We start from the raw sequence: 22,558 nt of genomic DNA on the forward strand, positions 1-22,558 counted from the left end.
CCATTGATAGAATTGTCATGAGCCATAATGCAATCTCCTGTATTGCGTTGTGGTTAGGGGTCACTCGGTACTCGCACTACCTCGCGCCCCGCTTACCTGAAACCGTCAGGCGGCGGTACTTTTTTTCAGTTTCAATGTTTCTTCTTTTTGCTGTTCGATACCCGCCTGCTCCAAGATCCAGCTTTCAATCTTTACGTGCCAAACACGCAGTAAATCAATAGAGCGGCGACGGTAATGCTTTTCGGCAATCGCGGTCGGCTTGTGGCCCATAATTTGCGCCACCACGCCCGCCGGACACTCGACCCATTCAGCCAGCGTACCAAACGAACGGCGCAAACCATGCAAGCTTAGCGCAGGTAAACCCGCGTTTTTCAATGCCTGATTATGTGCAATGCGTGGCTCAGTGATATGCCCGCTTGTAGACGTAGCACTAGCAAAAACAAACGGAGAACGCTTCAGTGCGTCGTCACTATGCAAAAGCACCACACGTGCCGGTTTCAGCCCGTCGATCAGACTTTTGACGTAAGGCGTTAGCGGTATGATGCGCTCGCCCTCTACCTTGTCGCGTATCTTTAACGTATTCCATGTCAAATCCACATCCTCCCATTGCAGTGCGGCCATTTCGTTGCGCCGTGCGCCGGTCAATAGTAAACATTGCAAATATGTGGCTTGAATCGGGTTTGAAATGCGCTGTACGTGGTGAAACCATAGCTTTACCTGTTCGCGCTGCAAACAATCATCCTTTGCTTGCGGCTTGGGCAAATCTTTCTTCATGCGAGTGCAGGCGTCCGGGTTCACTTGGTCGCGGTACTCAGGCCGGTCTGAACACCAGTTCAGGAAAGTACCCAGTAAAGACACGGCTAAACGTGCGCGTGTTGGTCGGTATGCTTGTTGCTCTAACCAGCCTGCTACTGCGTCGCGAGTGATGCTCGATAATGGCAACTCAAGCAACGGACGCAATATGCCCGGCTCTTTCTTGTCGGGCATCCCTTCGCGGCGTCCTCGTTTGATTTTCTGCCCACCTTCGCGGCTCATGGTTTCATGGTCGGCTTTGTGCCGTTCACTCCATTTTGATGCGCGGGCTTTTATATATGCCTGCCATGCCTCAAGCGCAGGAGTGTTGGCTTGTTTTGTCTTTTCACGCTTGGCAATGTCGGCGGCAGTAACCTCGGCTTTAACCTCTCGTGGGTCACGGCCTTGGTCAATGAGGGCTTGCAGGCGGCGGGCTTCGGGTCGCGCCCCCGGCGTGATTACCTTGCCTGTTTTTGGTTCCCGGTATTCCTCCAGGCTCCATACATTTACATCACCAATGGTCACTCGCAGGCTTTTCCCGTTTAGGCGGCCTTGGTAGATATATGCCTTCGCGCCTAAGGTCGCACGCACAGCTAGACCATTAACGTCGGCATCCCACAGAAAGGCTTGAGGCTTGTCAGCCGGGCATGTAAATGCCCTAACGCGTCCTGCCGTCAATTTCAATTTTGCCATGCTCAGCGATTTCCATGTAAGCATTATGTAAACATTATTATGGAATATCACTCAACATTAATCAACCTACGGATTTATGTAAAAACTCCGTAAAGCGCTTATTTTCTTGTTATTTTTGTTTTTATCAACACTAAAAAATATTACACAATATGATATTTTGCAGACTGTTAATCCGCAGGTCACTGGTTCGAACCCAGTTCGGGGAGCCAAGAATTCTTAAATATATCAAGCCCTTAGCGAAATTCACGTTAAGGGCTTTTTATTTTGTTTGAGACGGAATATGAGACGCTGTCGCATATCCAGTAGTTAGCCCCTCGCTATGGCTCATTGAGGGTAGCGGCCTACGATTGACTTCGCCAACATAACAATCAAACGAGCGATTTCATATTGTCGCGAGGTCACAGTAAGGCGATTGAACTCTGCAATTAAATGTTACTCTTTCAGTTATAAATTTAACTAGGGAAAAATATGGGTTCCCAAAACGGTTGAAGGTCGTAACACACGAAGTGACGCATAGCTATTCACTTAGTTCTAGAAACCATACTCGGCAAACGGAAATAGTGACAACACACGATCATGGCGAAATACACTTTTTTAGATCTCGCTCTTGATGTTCTGGCTTCGAAGCAAACTCCCCTTACTGTGGAGCAGAATGTGAAGCGTCCCGATTCGGCCCTCATGAAAATAGGCGCCTGGCCTGCTCGATTCATCCTAAAGGCGAATGCCGAACACCTTACCGGGTTGGAGTTAGAGAGTTTCCAAAGTATTGAGCAAGAGGAAACGACGGAGACGCCCAAGTTTCTGGAAAAACATCTCCATCCCTATCTCGTATGGTTCGCTGCTAGTGAATTTTCCCGCTTTGATGTCACCTGCAAGACAATCTGCCATGGCAAGTCCACGAAAAAGGGAGCGAAGACGAACGAATGGCTTCACCCCGATATTGTTGGGTTCTCGCTTAATCAAGAATTCGATACAGTATTAACAAATGAAGAACTTGCCGGCACTCTGCAACCCAGTGAGTGACTGCTCTTGACATTCAGTCTTCTATCTGGGAAAACCTTTCCTCAAAAGCCAGCCGCACGGCGATCGCATGAGACTGCCCAAGTTCATATTTCTAAAAATTCAGTACGCGACGACTAAATGTAACCATAAGACCAACCACATTGGATTGTGCCATCTCCGAAGGACCGAGAGAGAGGGGGCAAATCGAAACCATTACGAGGTACTCAAATGACGCCCACCTACTTACTTGAAAAAATTGCACGGCATGGCACCGCAGCGCAACGACTAATCGACGAACGCAACACAAACAAAGGAGAGCTTAGCTCCGACCATTCGGATATTACAGCTATCGCGTTCGATGCGGCAGACTTCGTTTGGTCTTACCTCATACTGAAGGGGCATGATGAGACGCAAGAGTCACGCGAGATACGAAATCATATAGCGCAAGAAATTGTGAAAGTGCTCGAAAGCTACCCGTGGATTACAGAACAAGAGAACCCGTAAGCACAGAGGCATTAGAACAGGAACAAAAGAATGACAAATAGCCAACAACGAGCCGCTTTGCAGCGCCAGATCTGGGCGATTGCCAACGATGTACGTGGCGCTGTAGATGGTTGGGATTTCAAGCAGTATGTGCTGGGCACGCTGTTTTACCGCTTTATCAGTGAAAATTTTTCCAGCTATATCGAGGCTGGCGACGACAGTATCAACTATGCCGAACTGCCCGACAGCGTCATTACCCCTGAGATCAAAGACGACGCCACCAAAACCAAGGGCTATTTCATTTACCCAAGCCAGCTGTTTGTTAACGTTACCAAAAACGCCCTTGGCAACGAAAGTCTGAACACCGACTTGGCCGCTATTTTTGCTGCTATCGAAAGCTCGGCCAATGGCTACCCATCAGAGGGCGATATTAAAGGCCTGTTTGCCGATTTCGACACCACCAGCAACCGCCTGGGTAATACAGTGAAGGATAAAAATGCGCGCCTGGCCGCTGTGCTTAAAGGTGTGGCCGGCCTGGAGCTTGGTGACTTTCACGGTAGCCAGATCGACCTGTTTGGCGATGCCTACGAATTCCTGATCTCTAACTACGCGGCCAACGCTGGCAAATCAGGCGGTGAGTTTTTTACACCGCAGCACGTATCCAAGCTAATTGCTCAGCTAGCCATGCATGGGCAAACCAGCGTCAACAAAATTTACGACCCCGCCTGCGGTTCGGGGTCGTTGCTGTTGCAAGCGAAAAAGCACTTCGACGCCCACATTATTGAAGAGGGCTTCTTCGGCCAGGAGATCAACCACACCACCTACAACCTGGCGCGTATGAACATGTTCTTGCACAACATCAACTACGACAAGTTCAACATCCGGCTAGGCAACACCCTGATCGACCCGCACTTTGGCGACGACAAGCCCTTTGACGCCATTGTGTCTAACCCTCCCTATTCGGTGAAGTGGGTAGGTGCAGACGACCCCACTTTGATTAACGATGAGCGTTTTGCGCCGGCAGGCGTGCTGGCACCGAAATCGAAAGCCGATTTTGCTTTTGTATTACATGCTCTTAGCTACCTTTCAAGCAAAGGCCGCGCCGCCATTGTTTGCTTTCCCGGTATTTTTTACCGAGGCGGTGCCGAGCAAAAAATCAGAAAGTATCTGGTCGACAACAACTATGTGGAAACAGTGATCTCGCTGGCGCCCAACCTGTTTTACGGTACCACCATTGCGGTCACTATTCTTGTGTTGTCAAAACACAAAATCGACACCACCACCCAATTCATTGACGCCAGCGGATTGTTCAAAAAGGAAACAAACAACAATACGCTTACCGATGCACACGTCGAAGAAATTATGCGGGTGTTCGACAGCAAGGCGAGTGTTGAGCACTTTGCCCGATCCGTTTCGTTTGAAGACATCGCTGCCAACGACTACAACCTGTCGGTTAGCAGCTATGTGGAAGCCAAAGACAATCGCGAAAAGGTGGATATCGCCCAGATTAATTCGGAGCTGAAAACCACTGTGGCTAAGATTGATAAGTTGCGGGCTGAAATCGACACCATCGTGGCAGAGATTGAGGGTGAGGAGCTTGGGGCATGAGCCGCGTGAGTTTTATGGATAAGCTGCTGGATGGAAGTAGATATGACTACGTGCCCCTGGCGCAAGTTGCAAAGATTAAGCATGGAAAAGATTGGAAAGGCTTAAAGGCGGGTGATATTCCAGTTTATGGTTCAGGTGGCGTGATGGGCTATGTCAACAATTACTCATACGATAAGCCATCTGTTCTGATACCTCGGAAAGGCTCAATTACAAATATTTTCTATGTCGATACGCCGTTCTGGAATGTTGACACCATCTACTACACCGAAATCAACATCTCAAGAATTGTTCCAAAGTATTTGTATCATTTTATTAAAACCATCGACCTAATGGCTCTGGATACTGGGTCGGGAAGGCCTAGTCTGACACAGACAATTTTGAATCAAATTCAAGTCCCCATCCCATGCCCGGAAAACCCCAAAAAATCCCTTGAAATCCAGGCTGAAATCGTTCGCATTCTGGATGCATTCACCGAACTTACCGCCGAACTTACCGCCGAACTTACCGCCCGCAAAAAACAGTACAACTACTATCGCGATACGCTGTTGAGCTTTGAAGAAGGGGAAGTGGAGTGGAAGACGCTGGGGGAGGTAGCTAACATTCAGCGTGGTGGATCGCCTAGGCCAATCGCGAAATACATCACTGAAGATGAGAATGGAGTTCCGTGGATCAAAATAGGTGATACATCACCCGGATCAAAATATGTTACCAGCACAGCGCAGAAGATCACGCAAGAAGGCGCAAAAAAGTCTCGCATTTTGAATGCGGGTGATTTCATCATGTCCAACTCAATGAGTTTTGGGCGACCTTACATCCTTGGCATAAGTGGCGCCATTCATGACGGATGGGCTTCAATCAGCGGATTTAGTGCGCGGTTGAATTCAGACTATCTGTATCACTACCTTTCGTCCGACAATGTACAAAACTATTGGGCAGGAAAAATTAACAGCGGATCAGTGAGTAACCTTAATGCAGATATCATCAAAACATTGCCAGTGCCCATTCCCGACCTTCCCAGTCAGGAGAAAATAGCAAACATCCTCGATAAATTCGACACGCTCACCACCTCCATCACCGAAGGCTTACCCCGCGAAATTGCCCTTCGCCAAAAGCAATACGAGTACTACCGAGACCTACTGCTAAGTTTCCCTAAACCGGAAGCGGCGAAATCCGTTTTAAACGCATAGGAGGGAGCTTGTGCCCAACCTTAGCCTGCAAGACCAGACCACCGAGTTTTTGCTCTACACAGCACCCAATGGCCAGATCAAGGTAGAGGTGCTGCTTGGCAACGAGACCCTGTGGCTGACTCAGAAACGTATGGCGGAGCTGTTTGGCGTAGGCGTGCCAGCTATCTCCAAGCATCTGGAAAATATCTACGATTCCAATGAGTTGCAACGCGAGGCAACTATTTCCATTTTGGAAACAGTTCGCCAGGAGGGCGACCGTAATGTCAGGCGAAAAATTGAACACTACAACCTCGATGCCGTGATCTCGGTGGGCTACCGGGTTAACTCGGCCCAAGCTACCCAGTTCCGTATCTGGGCAACCCAACTGATCAAAGAGTACATCATCAAAGGCTTTGCCATGGATGATGAGCGCCTGAAAAACGGTCGTTACTTTGGCAAGGACTATTTTCGCGAACTGCTGGAGCGGGTGCGTTCGATTCGCGCCAGCGAACGGCGAATCTATCAGCAAATTACCGATATTTTTGCCGAGTGCAGCATAGACTATGACCCCAAATCGGAAACCACGCGCCTGTTTTACGCTCACATACAAGACAAGTTTCACTTTGCAATTACCGGCCACACAGCGGCTGAAATCATTGCCCGAAAAGCAGATGCCAGCCAGCCATTGATGGGTATGAGCACATACAAGAATGCGCCCGCGGGCCGGGTGTTGAAGTCGGACTCGGTAGTGGCAAAAAACTATTTAAGCGAGGCTGACATCAAGAAACTGGAGCGTACCGTCTCTGCTTTTTTTGATTACATCGAGGGTATTATCGAGCGCAAGAAACCATTCACCATGGCCAGTTTTGCCGAGAGCGTAAATAAATTTCTCGCCTTTAACGAATATCAAATTCTGGAGGGCTACGGCTCTATAACCCGGAATCAGGCCGAACAAAAAGCCTTTGCCGAGTATGAAAAGTTCAACAAGCAGCAGCGGATCGAGTCCGATTTTGACCGTGAGGTGAAAAAGATGCTGAGCAAAAAAGGCCAGCCCAATGAATGACTACAAAACCATTGCCGAATCCAAAAACTTCATCGTTCTGGATAAATACACCAAGGAATGGAAGGTCGCCGAAAGCTACCAGAGTGAAGGTGATCTGGAACGCGAGCTGATTCAAGACTTGACCAATCAAGGCTATGAGTACCTGCCCGGTTTGAATAACCCTGATGCAATGCTGGCCAACGTGCGCGTGCAATTGCAGGCCTTGAACAATGTAGAGTTTTTACAGAGCGAATGGCGGCGTTTTGTTGAAACCTATCTGGACAAACCCAGTGACACCATCGTCGATAAAACCCGAAAAATTCACGATGATTACATTCACGACTTCGTGTTCGATGACGGGCGCATCCAGAACATTTACCTGCTGGACAAGAAAAATATTGCTCGCAATAAAGTGCAGGTCATCAAGCAGTTTGAGCAAAGTGGCAGCCATGCCAACCGCTACGACGTAACCGTTTTGGTAAACGGTTTGCCCCTGGTGCAAATTGAGCTTAAAAAACGCGGCGTGGCCATTCGTGAGGCTTTCAACCAGGTTCACCGTTACAGCAAAGAGAGCTTCAACAGCGAAAACTCTTTGTACAAGTATTTGCAGCTTTTCGTGATCTCCAACGGCACCGACAGCCGTTACTTTGCCAACACCACCCAGCGCAACAAGAACAGCTTCGACTTCACCATGAACTGGGCGAAGGCGGACAACAGCCTGATTAAAGACCTAAAGGACTTTACTGCAACTTTCTTCCAGAAAAACACCCTGCTGAATGTGTTGCTGCATTACTCGGTATTCGATGTAAACAATACGTTGCTGGTTATGCGACCGTACCAGATTGCGGCTACCGAGCGCATCTTATGGAAGATCAATAGTTCGTACCAAAGCAAAGTCTGGAGCAAACCGGAAAGCGGCGGTTTCATCTGGCATACCACGGGCTCTGGGAAGACCTTAACCAGTTTTAAAGCCGCCCGTTTGGCCACCGAACTGGATTTTATCGACAAAGTGTTTTTTGTGGTTGACCGCAAGGATCTGGACTACCAGACCATGAAGGAATACCAGCGCTTTTCGCCAGATAGCGTGAATGGCTCAGACAGTACGACCGGCCTGAAACGCAACCTGGACAAGGACGATAACAAGATTATTGTCACCACCATCCAGAAGCTTAACAACCTGATGAAGAGCGAGGGCGATCTGCCCATTTACGGCAAGCAAGTAGTATTTATTTTTGACGAGTGCCACCGCAGCCAGTTCGGTGAGGCGCAGAAAAACCTGAAAAAGAAGTTCAAAAAGTTCTATCAATTTGGTTTTACAGGCACCCCCATCTTCCCTCAGAATGCCCTGGGCGCTGAAACCACGGCCAGCATCTTTGGCCGTGAGCTGCATTCTTATGTGATTACCGATGCCATTCGCGATGAAAAAGTACTGAAGTTCAAGGTGGACTACAACGATGTGCGCCCACGGTTCAAAGCCATCGAAACCGAACAGGATGAGAAAAAGCTCAGTGCAGCAGAAAACAAGCAAGCTTTGTTGCACCCAGACCGTATTCAGGAAATATCGCAGTACATTCTGAAGAGCTACCGCCAGAAAACCCATCGTTTGCACGCCGGTGCCAAAGGCTTTAACGCCATGTTTGCTGTAAGCAGCGTGGATGCGGCCAAGCTGTATTACGAATCGCTCAGCAAGCTGCAAACAGACAGCGACAAGCCACTAAAAATCGCCACTATTTTTTCTTTTGCGGCCAACGAAGAGCAGGATGCCGTGGGCGATATTCCGGACGAAAGCTTCGATGTTACGGCCATGAACAGCAGCGCCAAAGAGTTTTTAACGGCGGCCATTGCTGACTACAACGCCTACTTCAAAACCAATTTCGGTGTAGACAGTAACGGCTTTCAGAATTACTACCGCGATTTGGCCAAGCGGGTGAAGTCTAAAGAAATAGACCTGCTGATTGTGGTGGGCATGTTCCTTACTGGCTTTGATGCACCCACCTTGAACACCTTGTTCGTAGATAAGAACCTGCGTTACCACGGCTTGATGCAGGCATACTCGCGTACCAATCGCATTTACGACGCCACCAAAACCTTCGGCAATATTGTCACCTTCCGCGACCTGGAAAAGGCAACGGTCGACGCCATTACCCTGTTTGGGGATAAAAACACCAAAAACGTGGTGCTGGAAAAGAGCTACAAGGAGTACATGGAAGGCTTTACCGATGTGGTCACCGGTGAAGCAAGACGCGGCTATATGGATGTCGTAAACGAGCTTGAACAGCGTTTTCCAGACCCAGCGGCCATTGAAAAAGAAGCCGACAAGAAGGCCTTTGCCAAGCTTTTTGGTGAATACCTGCGCGTAGAAAATGTACTGCAAAACTACGATGAATTTGCCAGCCTGAAAGCCTTGCAAGACATTGACGTTAGCGACCAAGAAGCGGTTGAAGCGTTTAAGGCCGCGCACTATTTGACCGATGAAAGCCTGGCGGCACTGCAAGCCATAAAAATTCCGGCCGAGCGCAAAATTCAGGATTACCGCTCCACCTACAACGATATTCGCGATTGGTTGCGCCGAGAAAAAACAGCCAACGAAAAAGACGCTTCTACCATCGACTGGGACGACGTAGTATTTGAGGTGGACCTGCTGAAATCCCAGGAAATCAACCTGGACTACATTCTGGAGTTGATCTTCCAGCACAACAAGAAAACCAAAAGCAAAGCCGACCTGGTAGAAGAGGTACGTCGTGTGATTCGCGCCAGCCTGGGCAACCGCGCCAAAGAAAGCCTGGTGGTGGACTTTATCAACCAAACCGACCTGGACCAGATGGGCGATAAAGCCAGCGTGATTGAAGCCTTCTTCACCTTTGCCCAAGCCGAACAGCAACGAGAAGCCGAGGAGCTGATCAGCGCAGAAAACCTGAATACGGAAGAAGCCCGGCGCTACATCACAAGCTCGCTGAAGCGCGAGTACGCCAGCGAAAATGGTACCGAGCTGAACACCATATTGCCCAAGATGAGCCCGTTAAACCCGCAATACCTGACCAAGAAACAAACTGTTTTCCAGAAAATTGCGGCTTTTGTAGAGAAATTTAAGGGTGTGGGCGGGAGGATTTAGAAATACAACGGAGTCGGCATGACTAAGAAACAGACCACACGGTACAGCGGACGCAGCATTCAGATAGGTATCGTTGATACTGCCCTAACAATCGCAGGGCTGACTGCGTTAGTCGGCGGGTTGTTGGCGTTATATCGGGACTCTGCAGCGTTAGCGGCTACAGGCATCGCCGCAGGTATCGCCCTGCTATTTGCAGCTACGGTCAGCAGGTTTGAATTTCTAAAAGGATTCGGGATAGAGGCCAAGGTCAGGCGATTGGACGCCACCATAGACAAAGCAGAGCAAGCATTAACCGGATTGAAAGAACTAACACTACTAACCTCGAAAACTACGGTGAGGCTGTTCAGCTCGGTAGGACGTATTGGTGGAGCACCGACTTTTGATGAGCGGCATGAACTGATAATAGGTTTCGAAAAAATCCTCAGCGAAACTGGAGCCACAAAAGACCAAATACGGCAGACTTGGGAACCGTTGCTCAAAATATGTGTTTTTGACCTGATGCTAAAGCCCGGTGAGGTGTTCAAGGAATATAGCCAGCCTTTTCGCCAAAAACTACAGGCCCAAATGCATAACACTTCGCCACTGACACCCAGCCAAGAGGAAGAAAACGCTGCAATCATCCGACGACAACACAACCTTGATAACCACTATTCAAACTGCCTTGCTCGCCTTTATAAATCACCACTAAATCAAGCGCCACAGATCATAGATGAACTGGTTAACACGGCTCCGGAACTTGATGAAGATGCAAAGCAAAGGTTTACGCAGGCTATCAAGCCTTATCGGGACGAAGTGGCATATCTGGTAAACAATCTGTCATTCCGCAATATTCAATTCTGGCGTGATGGCATCCCCTGTGAGTAATGATATACATAGTGGAGTTTGCAGACTCGGCGCTTAGCTCATCCACGTCTCCCCTAAGTACCAATCGCTTCCTTTCTGCCTTAAGGGGAAATTGCAAAAACGTAGTTTATAGACTACACTTGGTCGATGATAGAGTTAAAGCAGACAGCAACCTATGAGAAGTGGGAAGCCCGACTCCGTGACAAGCGTGTGAGAACCATCATCGCAGCCCGCTTGATGCGTTTGGCGGAAGGCTTGCCGGGCGATGTTGAACCGGTAGGCGAAGGGATTAGCGAGCTGCGGATTCACTACGGCCCAGGCTATCGAGTTTACTTCCAGCGACGGGGAAACCTTCTGGTTGTCCTGCTATGCGGCGGGGATAAAAGCACCCAGGCCCGCGACATTGCTACTGCAAAGAAACTTGCCACCGAATGGAGCGACCAAGATGACTGAGAAACTAACGACCTACGACCCTGCCGCTGCCCTGGTAGATGATGAAGAAATAGCATTCTTCATGGCCGATGCCTTTGAAACAGGCGATGTAGCCTACATTGCCAAGGCCCTTGGCGTAGTTGCCCGCGCTAAGGGGATGACGGAAATAGCCCAAAAAACCGGCCTTTCCCGTGAGCAGCTTTATCGATCGTTCAGTGAGCGTGGCAATCCGACGTTGAAGACCACCCTGGCAGTGATGCGAGCACTTGGGGTCGATATGACGGCCAAACCGCATGTCACGAGCTGATCACTAGACCCTCGTGAAAGCGTGTGTAATTTTAGTTACCGCGCTACCGGAACGGTGCCGATATAAATGGCCTATTTCGGCCAAGAGCTGTCGTTCGGGGAAGCTAGGCAACTCCTTTGAGCCTGAGGAGGAATGTGCCCAGCTTAGTCAGAGCCGAGATTGGCGCGACGATTTTGCTCAAGTCGGTCAGAGCGGAGAAATCACCTTCCGCTTTCATTCTCTTGATCGCGTCATCGACGTACTGCTCGAGCTCAGCAGCAACTAGGTAAAATATGAATATATTATTTACATCACCGCCATTGTCGCGTTCACCTTCGGCGCACTCCTTGGCGGGTACATCGTTAATGCGGCCAGGCAAAGCGGGCGATACCAGCGCGTTGGGTACGTTGTAGAGTGGTTCGCGCTTGTTTGTGCATGCGTGCTGGCACTCACAACAGCCCCGCGGCCCGATAGTTGGAGCGGAATTGCGTTGGTTAGCATGCTCGCCTTTTCCATGGGTATCCAGAATGCAATTGTCCGCTCTTACGGCATTCAGGATTTGGCCACGAATGTCATGACCATGACCTATACGGCAATCTTTGCCGACTCCCATTTCGTTAAGGGAAATAACCCGCGCTGGCAAAGACGGGTAGGCTCCGGCCCCTAAGCACTAATCTTCTATTCTCCAAAAATGTTGTCAAGCCAGTTGTAAATGACCGCGTTGGAAAGCGGCAAGTTACCCAATTGGCAGTGCATGTCGGCGCCCTCTTCCGGTTCAAAAATGCGGCTGGTTACCGGCCCGGACACCGCTTGCCGAAACCGCTCGTGTTGGCGAAACGCCTCGTCGCCCTCGCCGGCCCCCACCAGCGCCAACGAGGGACACTGGATTGCCGCCAAATTTTCAACCCGATAATCTCTCAATACATCAATCCATTCGGAAAAACGCTCGACGCCGAAACGACGACAGGCCGACTTGAAGGCCAGCTTTATTTCCTGAGTCATGTATTGCTCGGGGACCTCGTCCACCTCGGCCAACGAAACGTCCTCGTCCGGCGGCACTTCATCACTTTCAAGATGCGCGAAACCACGCATATAGGCGCCCAGGTCAATAATGGGAGAATTAACAATTAATGCCCGAATCCGTTGATCGTGCGCCGCCGCCCGTGAGGCGAAGTATCCGCCATAGCTGATTCCATACAGCGCCAAACGCTCGGGCGCCACCTTTTGATGTCGAACGGCGTAATCGATAACGGCTGAAATGGGTTTTTCGTAGTCGGGCCGAAACAAAAGACGGGGATAGCGACGCAGGCAACCCACTTGCCCGGGCCCTTCTGCAATCAATACGTTATAGCCACGACTCAACGCATCGGCGGCCGACTGAAAATACAGCTCTTCCCCGGTACCGTCGAACCCCGTCATGATAATGACGGTTCTGCCGTCGGCGGAGCCTGATACCGGCTGCATAAAGTAACCCGGCAAGTCATGCCCTTCGAACGGAATATCCACAGCCACAATATGATGCGCCAACATACCAGCAGCCCGAATAAAGGCATTACGGGACTCTTGCCCGAAGCGCAGCGCCGCATCACCGTAGGGATCGGAATAATATTCCGACGAACGATAATAATTGGCGGCCCGCAGCAAAGCGGATGCCGCCGCCGGCAAATGCCCTTGTTTCACGTTTTGATCGGCCATTTTGACCAAACGATCGGCCAAGGAGGAAAATGCACCGGGCCATTCGCGCGGGTCGTTGTTAACCATGTGTGCCCTGGCGGCAAACACCTCTCCTGCCGTACTGCCGCCGGTGCCGGCCGCTCCCAGCAAGCGCATCAGTTGGAAGTCCATTTCCGCTGATTTGAAACCGGTAATGCGTGTTGCTGTCCGCTCTACTCCAGCCATGATTTTCCTCTTAAGAAAGGCTCTTGCAACACAGGTTAACCCTGCTTAACCCTATGGCACTGAACCCACATAATATTGTTGCCACTTTTCACGCGTGTTGTTCGGCACTTCCTGAGGGTAATCCCCCTGAACAATCGCCTGCAAAATAGCCTCTCGTTCAGGCGTGATACGCGTTGCAAAACTGGCCGATTTGGTCACACCGCTAAGCACGCCCTGAACATAGTAGCGCTGCTGATTATCATCGTAAACCAGTACAGGCGACCCACTTTGCCCTTTGGTGGCAAAACATTCCGTACGATACAAAATACGTGCAAAAAGCCGAATGCGGCAGTCGGACTGGATATAGGCACCGTATAGTTCTTTATCGTTCGGATAACCCAGAGTAGTCATCACACCGGGTGTAGATCCATGGGCGGCGCGAAACGGAACAACGCCGGCCGCCTCGCTTATACGCTGACCCTTTCGATTCAAACCCACTTCAACCAAGGCAAGGTCATAGCGTAAATTACCGGCTGTTTTGCGGTCAAGCTGGTATTGAACCGGGCGATAGTAGCGTAAGACAGGAAAGGAACCAAAAGGCTCACCGTTATTGGCTCGCGCCCCAGGAAAAAAATCAATTTTCCCATAGGGCTCACCCAAATCGTTGAACAGGCAATGCACCACGGTTAGCACAAACTGAGGCGCCACTGCCGTTCCGGTGCAATGCCGGGTGCGGTCGACCCCCGTAGCCCGGATTTGCCCGACGGCTTTTTCATAATCTTTGACCGCTTCTGAAGTCAGCGCTCGCCGATTGTCGGTACGAGCGTCTGCGACAGGCGGACGCGCCAAAGCGGTTGAAAAAGCCAACAAAAATACAAGCGCTACTGCGGGTTTCGAAACTTGATAGGGCATAGTTCAACGCCGTGTTATACGATACCCGTCGCGACCGGCCTCTTTGGTTTCATACAAAGCCTCATCTGCGTAACGCAACAACGTTTTTGCCCGTTCAGCATGATCCGGATAAAGTGCAATTCCAATGCTGCAGCCTATTTCGACGGTGACGTCATTTAAGGCAAAAGGTTCGCGCAGGGCATCGACCACTTTTTGAGCGACACACTCAACCTGAGCGAGGCCGTCGATATCTTCCAGTACCAACACAAACTCATCCCCCCCAAAACGGGCCACAAAATCGCTCTTACGCAGCGTTCGCACCAGGCGAACCGCAATCTGCTTCAATAACTGATCGCCTGTTTCGTGCCCATACGTATCATTTACCGGCTTGAAGTGATCCAGATCCATAAAACACACGGCCAACTTCAACTGACGCCGGCTGGCGCGCTCGATTGCTTTTTCCAAATGATCAAGCAATAAAAAACGGTTCGGCAACGCCGTTAGCGGGTCGTACAACGCACGCCGTCGCAACCTTTCTTCTTGATCTTTCTGATCTGAAATGTCGTTGAACACGCCGACATAATGCGTGATTTGGTTGGCGGCGTTGCGAATGACACTAATACTCAATAGCTCGGGAAATTGCTCACCGTTCTTGCGCTGGGCCCAAACCTCGCCTTCCCAGTGACCGCTCATTAATAAACGGCCGGTTAATGCACGAAAGAAAGAGCCATCATGCTTACCGGTGGGCCAGTGGAGCAAGGCCGACATGCTTTTGCCCCTCACTTCTTCTTTGTTGTAGCCGGTAATTCGGGTGAAGGCGGGGTTTACCGACACAATATTGCCTTGCTGGTCCAAAATGACCATTGCCTCGGCCGCCTGCTCAACCGCCGCTGCGGTAAGCCTTAATTCCTGCTCGAGTGCGGCACGTTCGGTAATATCCTGCACCATGCCGATAATTTTCTTCAGGCGACCATGCCGGTCGGTACGCGCTTTCGCTCTTAAAACCAATAAACGCACCCCATCCTGGCTTGCAAAAGTATGCTCGAGCTCAATTTCATCTACGTCCAGATTCTGAACCGACGACAGCGTTTCTTGCAAACGCGTACGATCAGGCTCAGGCACGAAAGCAAGATAGGCCTGACAGTTCCTGGGCGTTTGTGAGGCGGGCAACCCAAGCGCCATAAGCGTTCCGTCATTTGTCCTGAGGCGGTCATCAGAGGGGCGCCATTCCCACACCCCCATCCGGGCAATCAGCTGTGCTTGTGCCAGCCGCGCATTCTTCTTCTCAAGCTCTTCCTCGTATCGCACCGACTCAATAAACCGGGCAATGTCGCGCCCCAGAATACGCAACAGCCCTTTCAGATCTTCCTCAAGGGGTTCACAATCGCGACGAACCAGCTCAATCACACCCAGCAACTTCTGGCCATGTTGCAAGGGAAACGCCACGGCGTTGCACCATCCGGTCTGCGTTGAAATTGCATGGCGGCTATGGCTCGTTTCAGTCCTGATGTCGGGCACCCAGACAATATCTTTCGCGCCCAACACCTGAGCCGGCAGATCATCTACCTGCTCCAGCGCCAATTCACGCGAAGCATCAATGTAATCGGATACGTCTTCATCAATCTCCGACCATTCATACAAATTAATTTGTTCATCGTCGAAAACCCACGCAAGCGCAAGATCCCAGCTTTTGTTACGTGCTATAGCCTGTAGCACCTGCGGCAGAGCTTCCTCCTCGGACTCGGACTCGGCAAGAATCGCGGACACGTCGTATTGCAAATACAATCGACGAACCAGGGCCGTCGAGTGCGCAAGCCGCGCCTCGAGCTCTTGCACAGAGGTCGGAACCGTCTTTACCACAATAAATATAAATACCTGAAACAGACCTGATCCGGTCTTTGAGTGCAATGCTACGCGGGCAAAAAAATCGGCCCGCCATTTAGACAGGCCGACTTATTTTAGCGCATGCTCAATCAGGATTGTGGTTTTTCTTCTTCAGGCTCTTCCATCTTCCACGGCAGAATACCCGGCGACACATGCAGGAAATGCATATACTTTTCGAACTGATCGAGAATATCGCTGATGATATCCTGACTGTCGTATCCGTATACATCGTAAGCCTGCCCACCCCTGCGCAAAAACACTTCCGCACGGTAGTAATGTTTATCGCCATCGACATCGCGCGACATTTCCGGGTAGGCGAAATCAGGCATCGCATAAGCACGCAAACGCACTTCGTAAACGAATTCAAGTTGCCCTTTCTTGAATACCTCGAAGCGGGCACGATATTGTTCCTGATCGAAAGCAACCGTTGCCTCCCAGCCTTGTTGCTCCAGCTCTTGCTCTACCCGCTGCATGCTGGGGTAAACCGTATTTGCAATAAACCGTGAGACGTCGGCCTTTGCCGGAAAATCCACCAGGTTGGCCAAACGCTTTTTCCAGAAACCCGGGCCTTCCTTGTGATGGCGACCTTGCATGGACTGTTGCAGGCTTACTTCATGATGACTTTCAATAACAAGGGCGCGCCACATACCCACCGCAGCAATCAGCATAATAATGGCAAACGGCAAAGCACTAACAATGGAAGCGGTTTGCAAGGCACTCAGCCCACCTGCAACGAGTAAGGTAATAGCTACAAGACCCGACAGCGAAGCCCAAAATACCCGCTGCCACACCGGGCTTTTCGCTGCACCACCCGACGCCAGCGAGTCGACCACCAGTGCGCCCGAATCAGCCGAAGTCACAAAGAAGGTGGAAATCAACACAACAGCCAAAAAAGAAACAATACCCGACAAGGGCAGCCTTTCAAGTAGTTGGAACAGCGCCACGGCATGATCGGCCTGTACCTGGTCGATAAGACTTGTGTAGCCTTCCACCATGATCATATGCAGAGCGGTGTCGCCAAAAACCGAAAACCACAAGAAGGTAAAGATAGTTGGCACGAACATGACGCCCACCACGAACTGGCGAATCGTGCGGCCACGGCTGATTTTCGCTATAAACAGCCCAACAAACGGCGCCCAGGCGATTGTCCAGGCAAAAATAAACAGCGTCCAGTTGCCGATCCAGCCGCTGGACGTATACGCTTGCAGGTTAAAAGTACGCTCGACAATGTTGCTGAGGTAACTGCCCGTGTTCTGCATGAACGTATTCAAGATGAAAACCGTGGGGCCGGTGACAAACACGAACAGCATTAATGACACCGCCAAAATCATGTTCAGCAGCGACAAACGTTTAATGCCTTTGTCCATCCCCGCCACCACCGAAATGGTAGCCAACGCCGTAATAACAATAATGCACGTTACCTGCACCCAGGTTGCAACAGGAATAGTCGGCCAAAGGTAATTCAAACCGGCATTAATTTGCGCCACTGACAAACCCAGTGTGGTGGCCAGGCCGAACGTGGTACCCAAAATGGCAAAGGTATCAACCGCATGCCCTGCCGGGCCGTAAATTTTGTCGCCGATAAGAGGGTAAAGCGTTGAACGCATGGAGAGTGGCAGGCCGTGGCGAAATGCAAAATACGCCAGTACGAGCCCGACCAGACCGTAAATGGCCCAAATATGAAAACCCCAGTGGAAAAAAGCAATTTGCATGGCCTGCTTGGCCGCATCCACCGTAAGTGCCGGGCCTTCCGGCGGCAAAGCATAATGCAACACTGGCTCGGCCACACCAAAAAACAGAAGCGCAATACCGTACCCCGCCGAAAACAACATGGCAAACCACGATGGAAAACTATATTCCGGTTCGGCGTGATCAGGCCCGAGCTTGATTAGCCCCCATTGCGTAAAACAGATGGAAACAATAAATACCAAAAAAATGGCAACGGCCAGCATGTAAAACCAGCCAAAATTCTGCGTAATATACGTTAGCGTGACGGAAAATAACTCGCCGGCTAAAGTTGGGTTGCTGATGGTACCGATGACCATCAAACCAATCACAATAACGGCGGGTATAAACACGGGGATCAACACCGTTGATCCGCGCAGAATTTGATTGTTGTTCTGCATAAATGGTTACCTTTGGCTATGGAGCAATTAGGGTAACATCATGCTACGCAGGTAGTGCAACCCGGTATTGCCCCCGGTTGCAACCCTTACGCGTTCACTGTAACGTGAAGTGCGTCCAATTGGCTGCGGCATCTTGCTCCATGGGCCGCGCGATATGAAAGCCCTGCGCGAAATTACAGCCAATTTCACGCAGGAACTGCAAAGTTTGCGCGTCTTCAACCCCTTCCGCCGTCGACTGGATCCCCAGGCTTTGCCCCAGGCTCACAATAGCCTGAATCACCTGACGCGACTCCGACGACGAAGCCGCTGTAATCACGAACGATTTATCCACCTTAAGCTCCGAAAATGGTAAACGAACCAGTTGCAGCAAAGAGGAGAAGCCCGTTCCCAAATCATCAATCGAAAGATGAAAGCCTTTCATGCGCATCCGGGTTAAGAGGTCAAGCGATGCAACCGGATCCTCCATGGCACTGGTTTCGGTTAACTCAAAAATGAGCTGGTCGGCCGGCACCCCCGCTTCAGTGCAGCGTGCCAGTAATTTGTCAACGAATGCATCATCGAGCCGTGAACGCGCCGACAAATTAATAGACAAACGCACCGACGAACGGGCATAGCGAGGTGCAAACCAACTGAGGCTAATATCCAGCATGCGCTCGGTCAGCGCATCGATCATGCCGGTGTTTTCAGCTGACGCGATAAACCGGTCGGGAGGAATAAAACCATGCTGAGAATGATTCCACCGCATCAGTGCCTCGAACCCCACCAGGTCGCCGCTAAAACAGGAAATTTTCGGTTGATACATGGCGAAAAACTGGTCTTGATCCAAAGCCGACTGCAAATCAGCGGCGTCGGGCGAATAAACCTGTGTACCCGCTCCACCCTTGCGTCCGCCCGTGGCGGTGATCACTAACGGTTCACTTAAGTCGAACAGCTTGCGCAATGCAGAGGGCATGAACGGCTTGGGCAACACCCCCACAATATTCAAGCCTCGCTCCGTGGCCGATCTTCCGGCGGCATCCAGTACCCGGTGATCCACGCCGCTGGTCACGATAATCCGTGCGTCGCACTGACGTTGAGCCAACCTGGCAAGCACTTCCACGCCATCCATTTCAGGCATGATCAAATCAATGGCTATGTGATCAGGCCGCCACTCGTCGACACCTTGAAAAAAATCGTCCGGGCTCGAGGTGAACCGGGTTTCAAACCCACTGGCACGAGCGATAAGCTCGATAGTTTGACCCACTCCCGGATCATCATCGAGGATCAACAAGCGACGCGTATTATTGGACATATCAGGGCTCCTGACCCGTTGGTTCACTTAAGGCCTGCCAAACTTTCTCAGCAAGCTCCACCCGACGATAAGGTTTATTCAGTAGTAGTACCCCGGCGTCCAACCGACCATGATGCACAATTGCATTCTCAGTGTAGCCGGAGGTATAGAGCACTTTTAGACCAGGCCGCAACAGCCTGGCCTGATCCGCCAATTGCCGGCCGCTTAGCCCCCCCGGCATGACCACATCGGTAAACAGCAAATCGCAGCGGGCGTCGGAACGAAGAATGTCCAACGCCCGTTTTCCATCTTCGGCGCACACCACGTTATAACCCAAGCCAAGTAATTGCGAGCGGGCATATTCACGCACCAAATGATCATCCTCGACCAGCAAGATGGTTTGCCCGCCGCCACGAGTGCTTTCAACCTCGGCGGCAATTGGTTCAACCCATTGCTCGGTGGTTCTGGGCAGATACATTTTTACGGTGGTTCCCTGACCAGGTTCGGAATAAACCGTCATGTGACCACCCGACTGTTTGAGAAAGCCGAATATCATGGGCAAACCCAAGCCTGTCCCTTGACCACGAGGCTTAGTCGTGAAAAAAGGCTCGAAGAGACGTTTCATGTTTTCAGGGGGTATCCCACAACCGGTATCGGAGACTGCAATCATGACATACTGGCCGGGGCTGAGGTCGGGGTGTTCACGGGCATAATCGCTGCTAAACCAAACGTTTCCGGTCTCAATGGTAAGGCGCCCTCCGCTCATCATGGCATCGCGTGCGTTAATGGCCAGGTTCAGCAGTGCGTCCTCCAACTGGGAGGGGTCGGCCATAGCAGACCACAAACCGGCCCCCATCACAAACTCCAGCTCAATGTGTTCGCCCAGGGTGCGTATCAACAGACTTTGCATGTCGGTGACCACCCGGCTTACATTCAGTGCCCGGGGCTCAAGCGGCTGACGACGTGCAAATGCCAGCAAACGCTTGGTGAGCTCGGCGCCTTTCGACCCCGCCTGTGCAATCATTTTGGCCGATGTTGACAGTTCCGGCCGGTCATCCAGACTTTCCACCAGCAATTCGGCATTACCGACCATGACTGTCAGCAAGTTATTAAAGTCATGCGCAACCCCGCCGGTTAACTGCCCGATTGCATCCATGCGTTGCAAATGACGCACACGATCCTCCAGCAACTTTCTTTCACTGATATCTCGCTCAACCGCGACCCAATGGGTATACCAACCGGTATCGTCGGCCATGGGCACGATGTCAATCTCAATCCAGTACTCGTCGCCTGCCTTGGTGTAGTTCAGCAATTCGGCTCGCACAGGGCGCCAATTTTGTATCGCCTGGCGAATGCGATCAAGCTCGGCCCTCGAGGTACCCGAACCCTGCAATATGCGGGGTGACTTGCCAATGACTTCCTCCCGGCTGTACCCCGTTCGACGAACAAATGCGTCGTTAACATAGACAATGCGCGGCCCAGGGTCATTAATCGGCTCGGCTTCGGTAATAATGACCACGTCGTTAAGGCGCGACACGGCCGTTTCAAGCAAACGCAAATGGGCCAGCGCATTATGACTGCTGGTCATGTCCTGAAAGTAAACAGCCAACCCTTCCTGGGAAGGATAGGCGTGAACCTGAAACCAGGTTTCAAGCGGCGGATAGAACTGCTCGAACACGACGGGCTGCCCCGTTTTCATCGCGCGACGATATTCCACTTCGAACGTCGTTCCCCGGGCCGGTGCAAACTCAACCCATATATTGCGGCCGATCAGTTCGTCGCGGTCGCGCTTGAGCAGTTTCTCGGCTTGCCCGTTCAAATAAGTAAAATTCCACTCGGTATCCACCGTAAAAAACGCATCGGTAATACTTTCCAATGTGTTAAACAACCGTGTGGCCAAATCGCGTGCTTGCTGCGCCACCCTGCGTTGCTCGTGGACCTCGGTCAGGGAGCCGAACCATTTAAGCGTGCCGTCGACTTGATCGCGAACCCGGACGGCCCGCGCCAAATGCCAGCGGTATTCGCCGTCGGCGCGGCGCAAACGCATTTCAACCTCATACGGTTCCCCAGTTTGCAAGGCACGTTGCCACACCTCAAGCACAAACGGCATATCGTCGGGGTGGACATAATGTTGCCATTGATCTTTCTCAAGACGCCGATGGGCAACGTTCGCATACTCAAAAAACAAGGGGGTGACATACTCGATATCGCCATTTTCAGCGGCCGTCCAGACAGTAATAGGCATGGATTCCGCCAATTGCTGGAAGCGCTGCAAGCTGACCCTTGAAGCCTGCTCTGCGATTTTTCTTGCCGTGATGTCCTGCAACGCGCCTTCGATTTTGACAACGTCGCCGTCGGCGTTCATAGCCGCCCGGCCTGATGCGTGAACCCATACGGTTTGGCCGTCTGACAAAACAATGCACGATTCAACGTTGAAGGGCTCTTTTGTGCTGAGGGTTCTTTGAACTGTGCTGCGTAAATACGCTTGCTCACTTTCCGCATAATACGAAAACGCTTCGTCAAGTGAAGCCGGGTTATAGCCGGGGGCCTTACCGTGTATGCGCGCCACCTCGTCAGACCAACTCACCACCCCCGTTTGCAAATCGACAGACCACCCCCCCAACCCGCCGGCTGAGGCCGCCACCTCAAGCAAATGACGTTGGTCGGAAAGGGTTTGTCGGGCATCGACCAATGCCTTGTGTGAGTCTGTTAACGCTTGCGTTGCCCGAACACGCACAACAGCCAGCCAGCCGGTAACCAAAATGGCTGCAATCGACATGATTCGGTTCAACCAGGCGAACTCTTGCGGATATCCCTCAACCACAGGAGGCGAAAACCACGCCCCCAGCAGAACCAGTAAGGCAGCCACCAGCGTGACCGCGAGGGTAAAACCGACCCGCCTGACCTGTATCGTGAATAACACGACCGGCGCATATAAAACACCCACTGTCAGGCCCAAATGCGTTATGGAATCCAGCCATAAAATGGCTGCCATCAGCACGGCGATCACAACCGCTGAAGTATTTTTTATTATCATCGATATTCTTTTT

At 51.2% G+C, this 22,558-nt stretch carries 17 protein-coding genes; 10 read left to right on the top strand and 7 right to left on the bottom strand.

Features of this window, described 5'->3' with window-relative positions; translation table 11 throughout:
• Positions 1-105: 105 nt before the first annotated feature.
• Positions 106-1,485 (bottom strand): tyrosine-type recombinase/integrase, encoded by a 1,380-nt coding sequence (locus CJO09_RS02015; protein ID WP_119440855.1) that lies wholly within the window; start codon positions 1,483-1,485, stop codon positions 106-108.
• Positions 1,486-2,061: 576 nt separating this feature from the next.
• Here CJO09_RS02015 and CJO09_RS02020 point away from each other — a divergent pair.
• From CJO09_RS02020 to CJO09_RS02070, 10 genes are all read left to right on the top strand, one after another.
• A complete protein-coding gene (locus tag CJO09_RS02020) occupies positions 2,062-2,508 on the top strand; it encodes a hypothetical protein (protein WP_119440856.1) in 447 nt (148 codons plus the stop codon).
• Between the two features lie 207 nt (positions 2,509-2,715).
• The gene (locus CJO09_RS02025) at positions 2,716-2,991 is read left to right on the top strand and encodes a hypothetical protein (protein WP_119440857.1); all 276 of its coding nucleotides are present in this window, start codon (positions 2,716-2,718) and stop codon (positions 2,989-2,991) included.
• A gap of 30 nt (positions 2,992-3,021) precedes the next feature.
• Complete coding sequence (locus tag CJO09_RS02030; RefSeq protein ID WP_119440858.1) at positions 3,022-4,578, top strand: type I restriction-modification system subunit M; 1,557 nt, start codon at positions 3,022-3,024, stop codon at positions 4,576-4,578.
• Positions 4,575-5,765, top strand: coding sequence for a restriction endonuclease subunit S (locus CJO09_RS02035; RefSeq protein WP_119440859.1), 1,191 nt, complete (start codon positions 4,575-4,577; stop codon positions 5,763-5,765). Before CJO09_RS02030 ends, CJO09_RS02035 begins: the two co-directional genes overlap by 4 nt.
• An 88-nt stretch (positions 5,766-5,853) precedes the next feature.
• Positions 5,854-6,807, top strand: a complete 954-nt coding sequence (locus tag CJO09_RS02040; RefSeq protein ID WP_245961198.1) for a virulence RhuM family protein — start codon at positions 5,854-5,856, stop codon at positions 6,805-6,807.
• On the top strand, positions 6,800-9,898 hold the full coding sequence (locus CJO09_RS02045) for an HsdR family type I site-specific deoxyribonuclease (RefSeq protein WP_119440861.1): 3,099 nt from the start codon (positions 6,800-6,802) through the stop codon (positions 9,896-9,898). The genes CJO09_RS02040 and CJO09_RS02045 overlap by 8 nt, the downstream gene beginning before the upstream one ends.
• A gap of 18 nt (positions 9,899-9,916) precedes the next feature.
• Positions 9,917-10,762 carry a hypothetical protein gene (locus CJO09_RS02050; RefSeq protein WP_119440862.1) on the top strand — a complete coding sequence of 282 codons (846 nt, stop codon included), beginning with the start codon at positions 9,917-9,919 and terminating at the stop codon, positions 10,760-10,762.
• A 126-nt stretch (positions 10,763-10,888) separates the two neighbouring features.
• On the top strand, positions 10,889-11,194 hold the full coding sequence (locus CJO09_RS02055; RefSeq protein WP_119440863.1) for a type II toxin-antitoxin system RelE/ParE family toxin: 306 nt from the start codon (positions 10,889-10,891) through the stop codon (positions 11,192-11,194).
• Positions 11,187-11,480 (top strand): addiction module antidote protein, encoded by a 294-nt coding sequence (locus CJO09_RS02060; protein ID WP_119440864.1) that lies wholly within the window; start codon positions 11,187-11,189, stop codon positions 11,478-11,480. The genes CJO09_RS02055 and CJO09_RS02060 overlap by 8 nt, the downstream gene beginning before the upstream one ends.
• 337 nt (positions 11,481-11,817) lie before the next feature.
• The gene (locus CJO09_RS02070; RefSeq protein ID WP_245961224.1) at positions 11,818-12,126 is read left to right on the top strand and encodes a YoaK family protein; all 309 of its coding nucleotides are present in this window, start codon (positions 11,818-11,820) and stop codon (positions 12,124-12,126) included.
• Positions 12,127-12,137: 11 nt separating this feature from the next.
• Here CJO09_RS02070 and CJO09_RS02075 read toward each other — a convergent pair whose 3' ends face one another.
• The 6 genes from CJO09_RS02075 to CJO09_RS02100 form a co-directional block, all read right to left on the bottom strand.
• Positions 12,138-13,358 carry an alpha/beta hydrolase family protein gene (locus CJO09_RS02075; protein WP_119440867.1) on the bottom strand — a complete coding sequence of 407 codons (1,221 nt, stop codon included), beginning with the start codon at positions 13,356-13,358 and terminating at the stop codon, positions 12,138-12,140.
• 51 nt (positions 13,359-13,409) lie between these two features.
• Positions 13,410-14,249, bottom strand: coding sequence for a trypsin-like serine peptidase (locus CJO09_RS02080; protein ID WP_119440868.1), 840 nt, complete (start codon positions 14,247-14,249; stop codon positions 13,410-13,412).
• A 3-nt stretch (positions 14,250-14,252) separates the two neighbouring features.
• Positions 14,253-16,064, bottom strand: coding sequence for a sensor domain-containing diguanylate cyclase (locus CJO09_RS02085; RefSeq protein WP_147404889.1), 1,812 nt, complete (start codon positions 16,062-16,064; stop codon positions 14,253-14,255).
• A 137-nt stretch (positions 16,065-16,201) separates the two neighbouring features.
• Positions 16,202-18,238 (bottom strand): BCCT family transporter, encoded by a 2,037-nt coding sequence (locus tag CJO09_RS02090; protein WP_119440870.1) that lies wholly within the window; start codon positions 18,236-18,238, stop codon positions 16,202-16,204.
• 94 nt (positions 18,239-18,332) lie between these two features.
• On the bottom strand, positions 18,333-19,529 hold the full coding sequence (locus tag CJO09_RS02095; protein ID WP_119440871.1) for an EAL domain-containing response regulator: 1,197 nt from the start codon (positions 19,527-19,529) through the stop codon (positions 18,333-18,335).
• Between the two features lies 1 nt (position 19,530).
• Complete coding sequence (locus tag CJO09_RS02100; protein WP_119440872.1) at positions 19,531-22,545, bottom strand: hybrid sensor histidine kinase/response regulator; 3,015 nt, start codon at positions 22,543-22,545, stop codon at positions 19,531-19,533.
• Positions 22,546-22,558 lie beyond the last annotated feature (13 nt).

Origin of the sequence: Neopusillimonas maritima (assembly GCF_003576595.1) — a bacterium.
GTDB classification, from domain to species: Bacteria; Pseudomonadota; Gammaproteobacteria; order Burkholderiales; family Burkholderiaceae_B; genus Neopusillimonas; species Neopusillimonas maritima.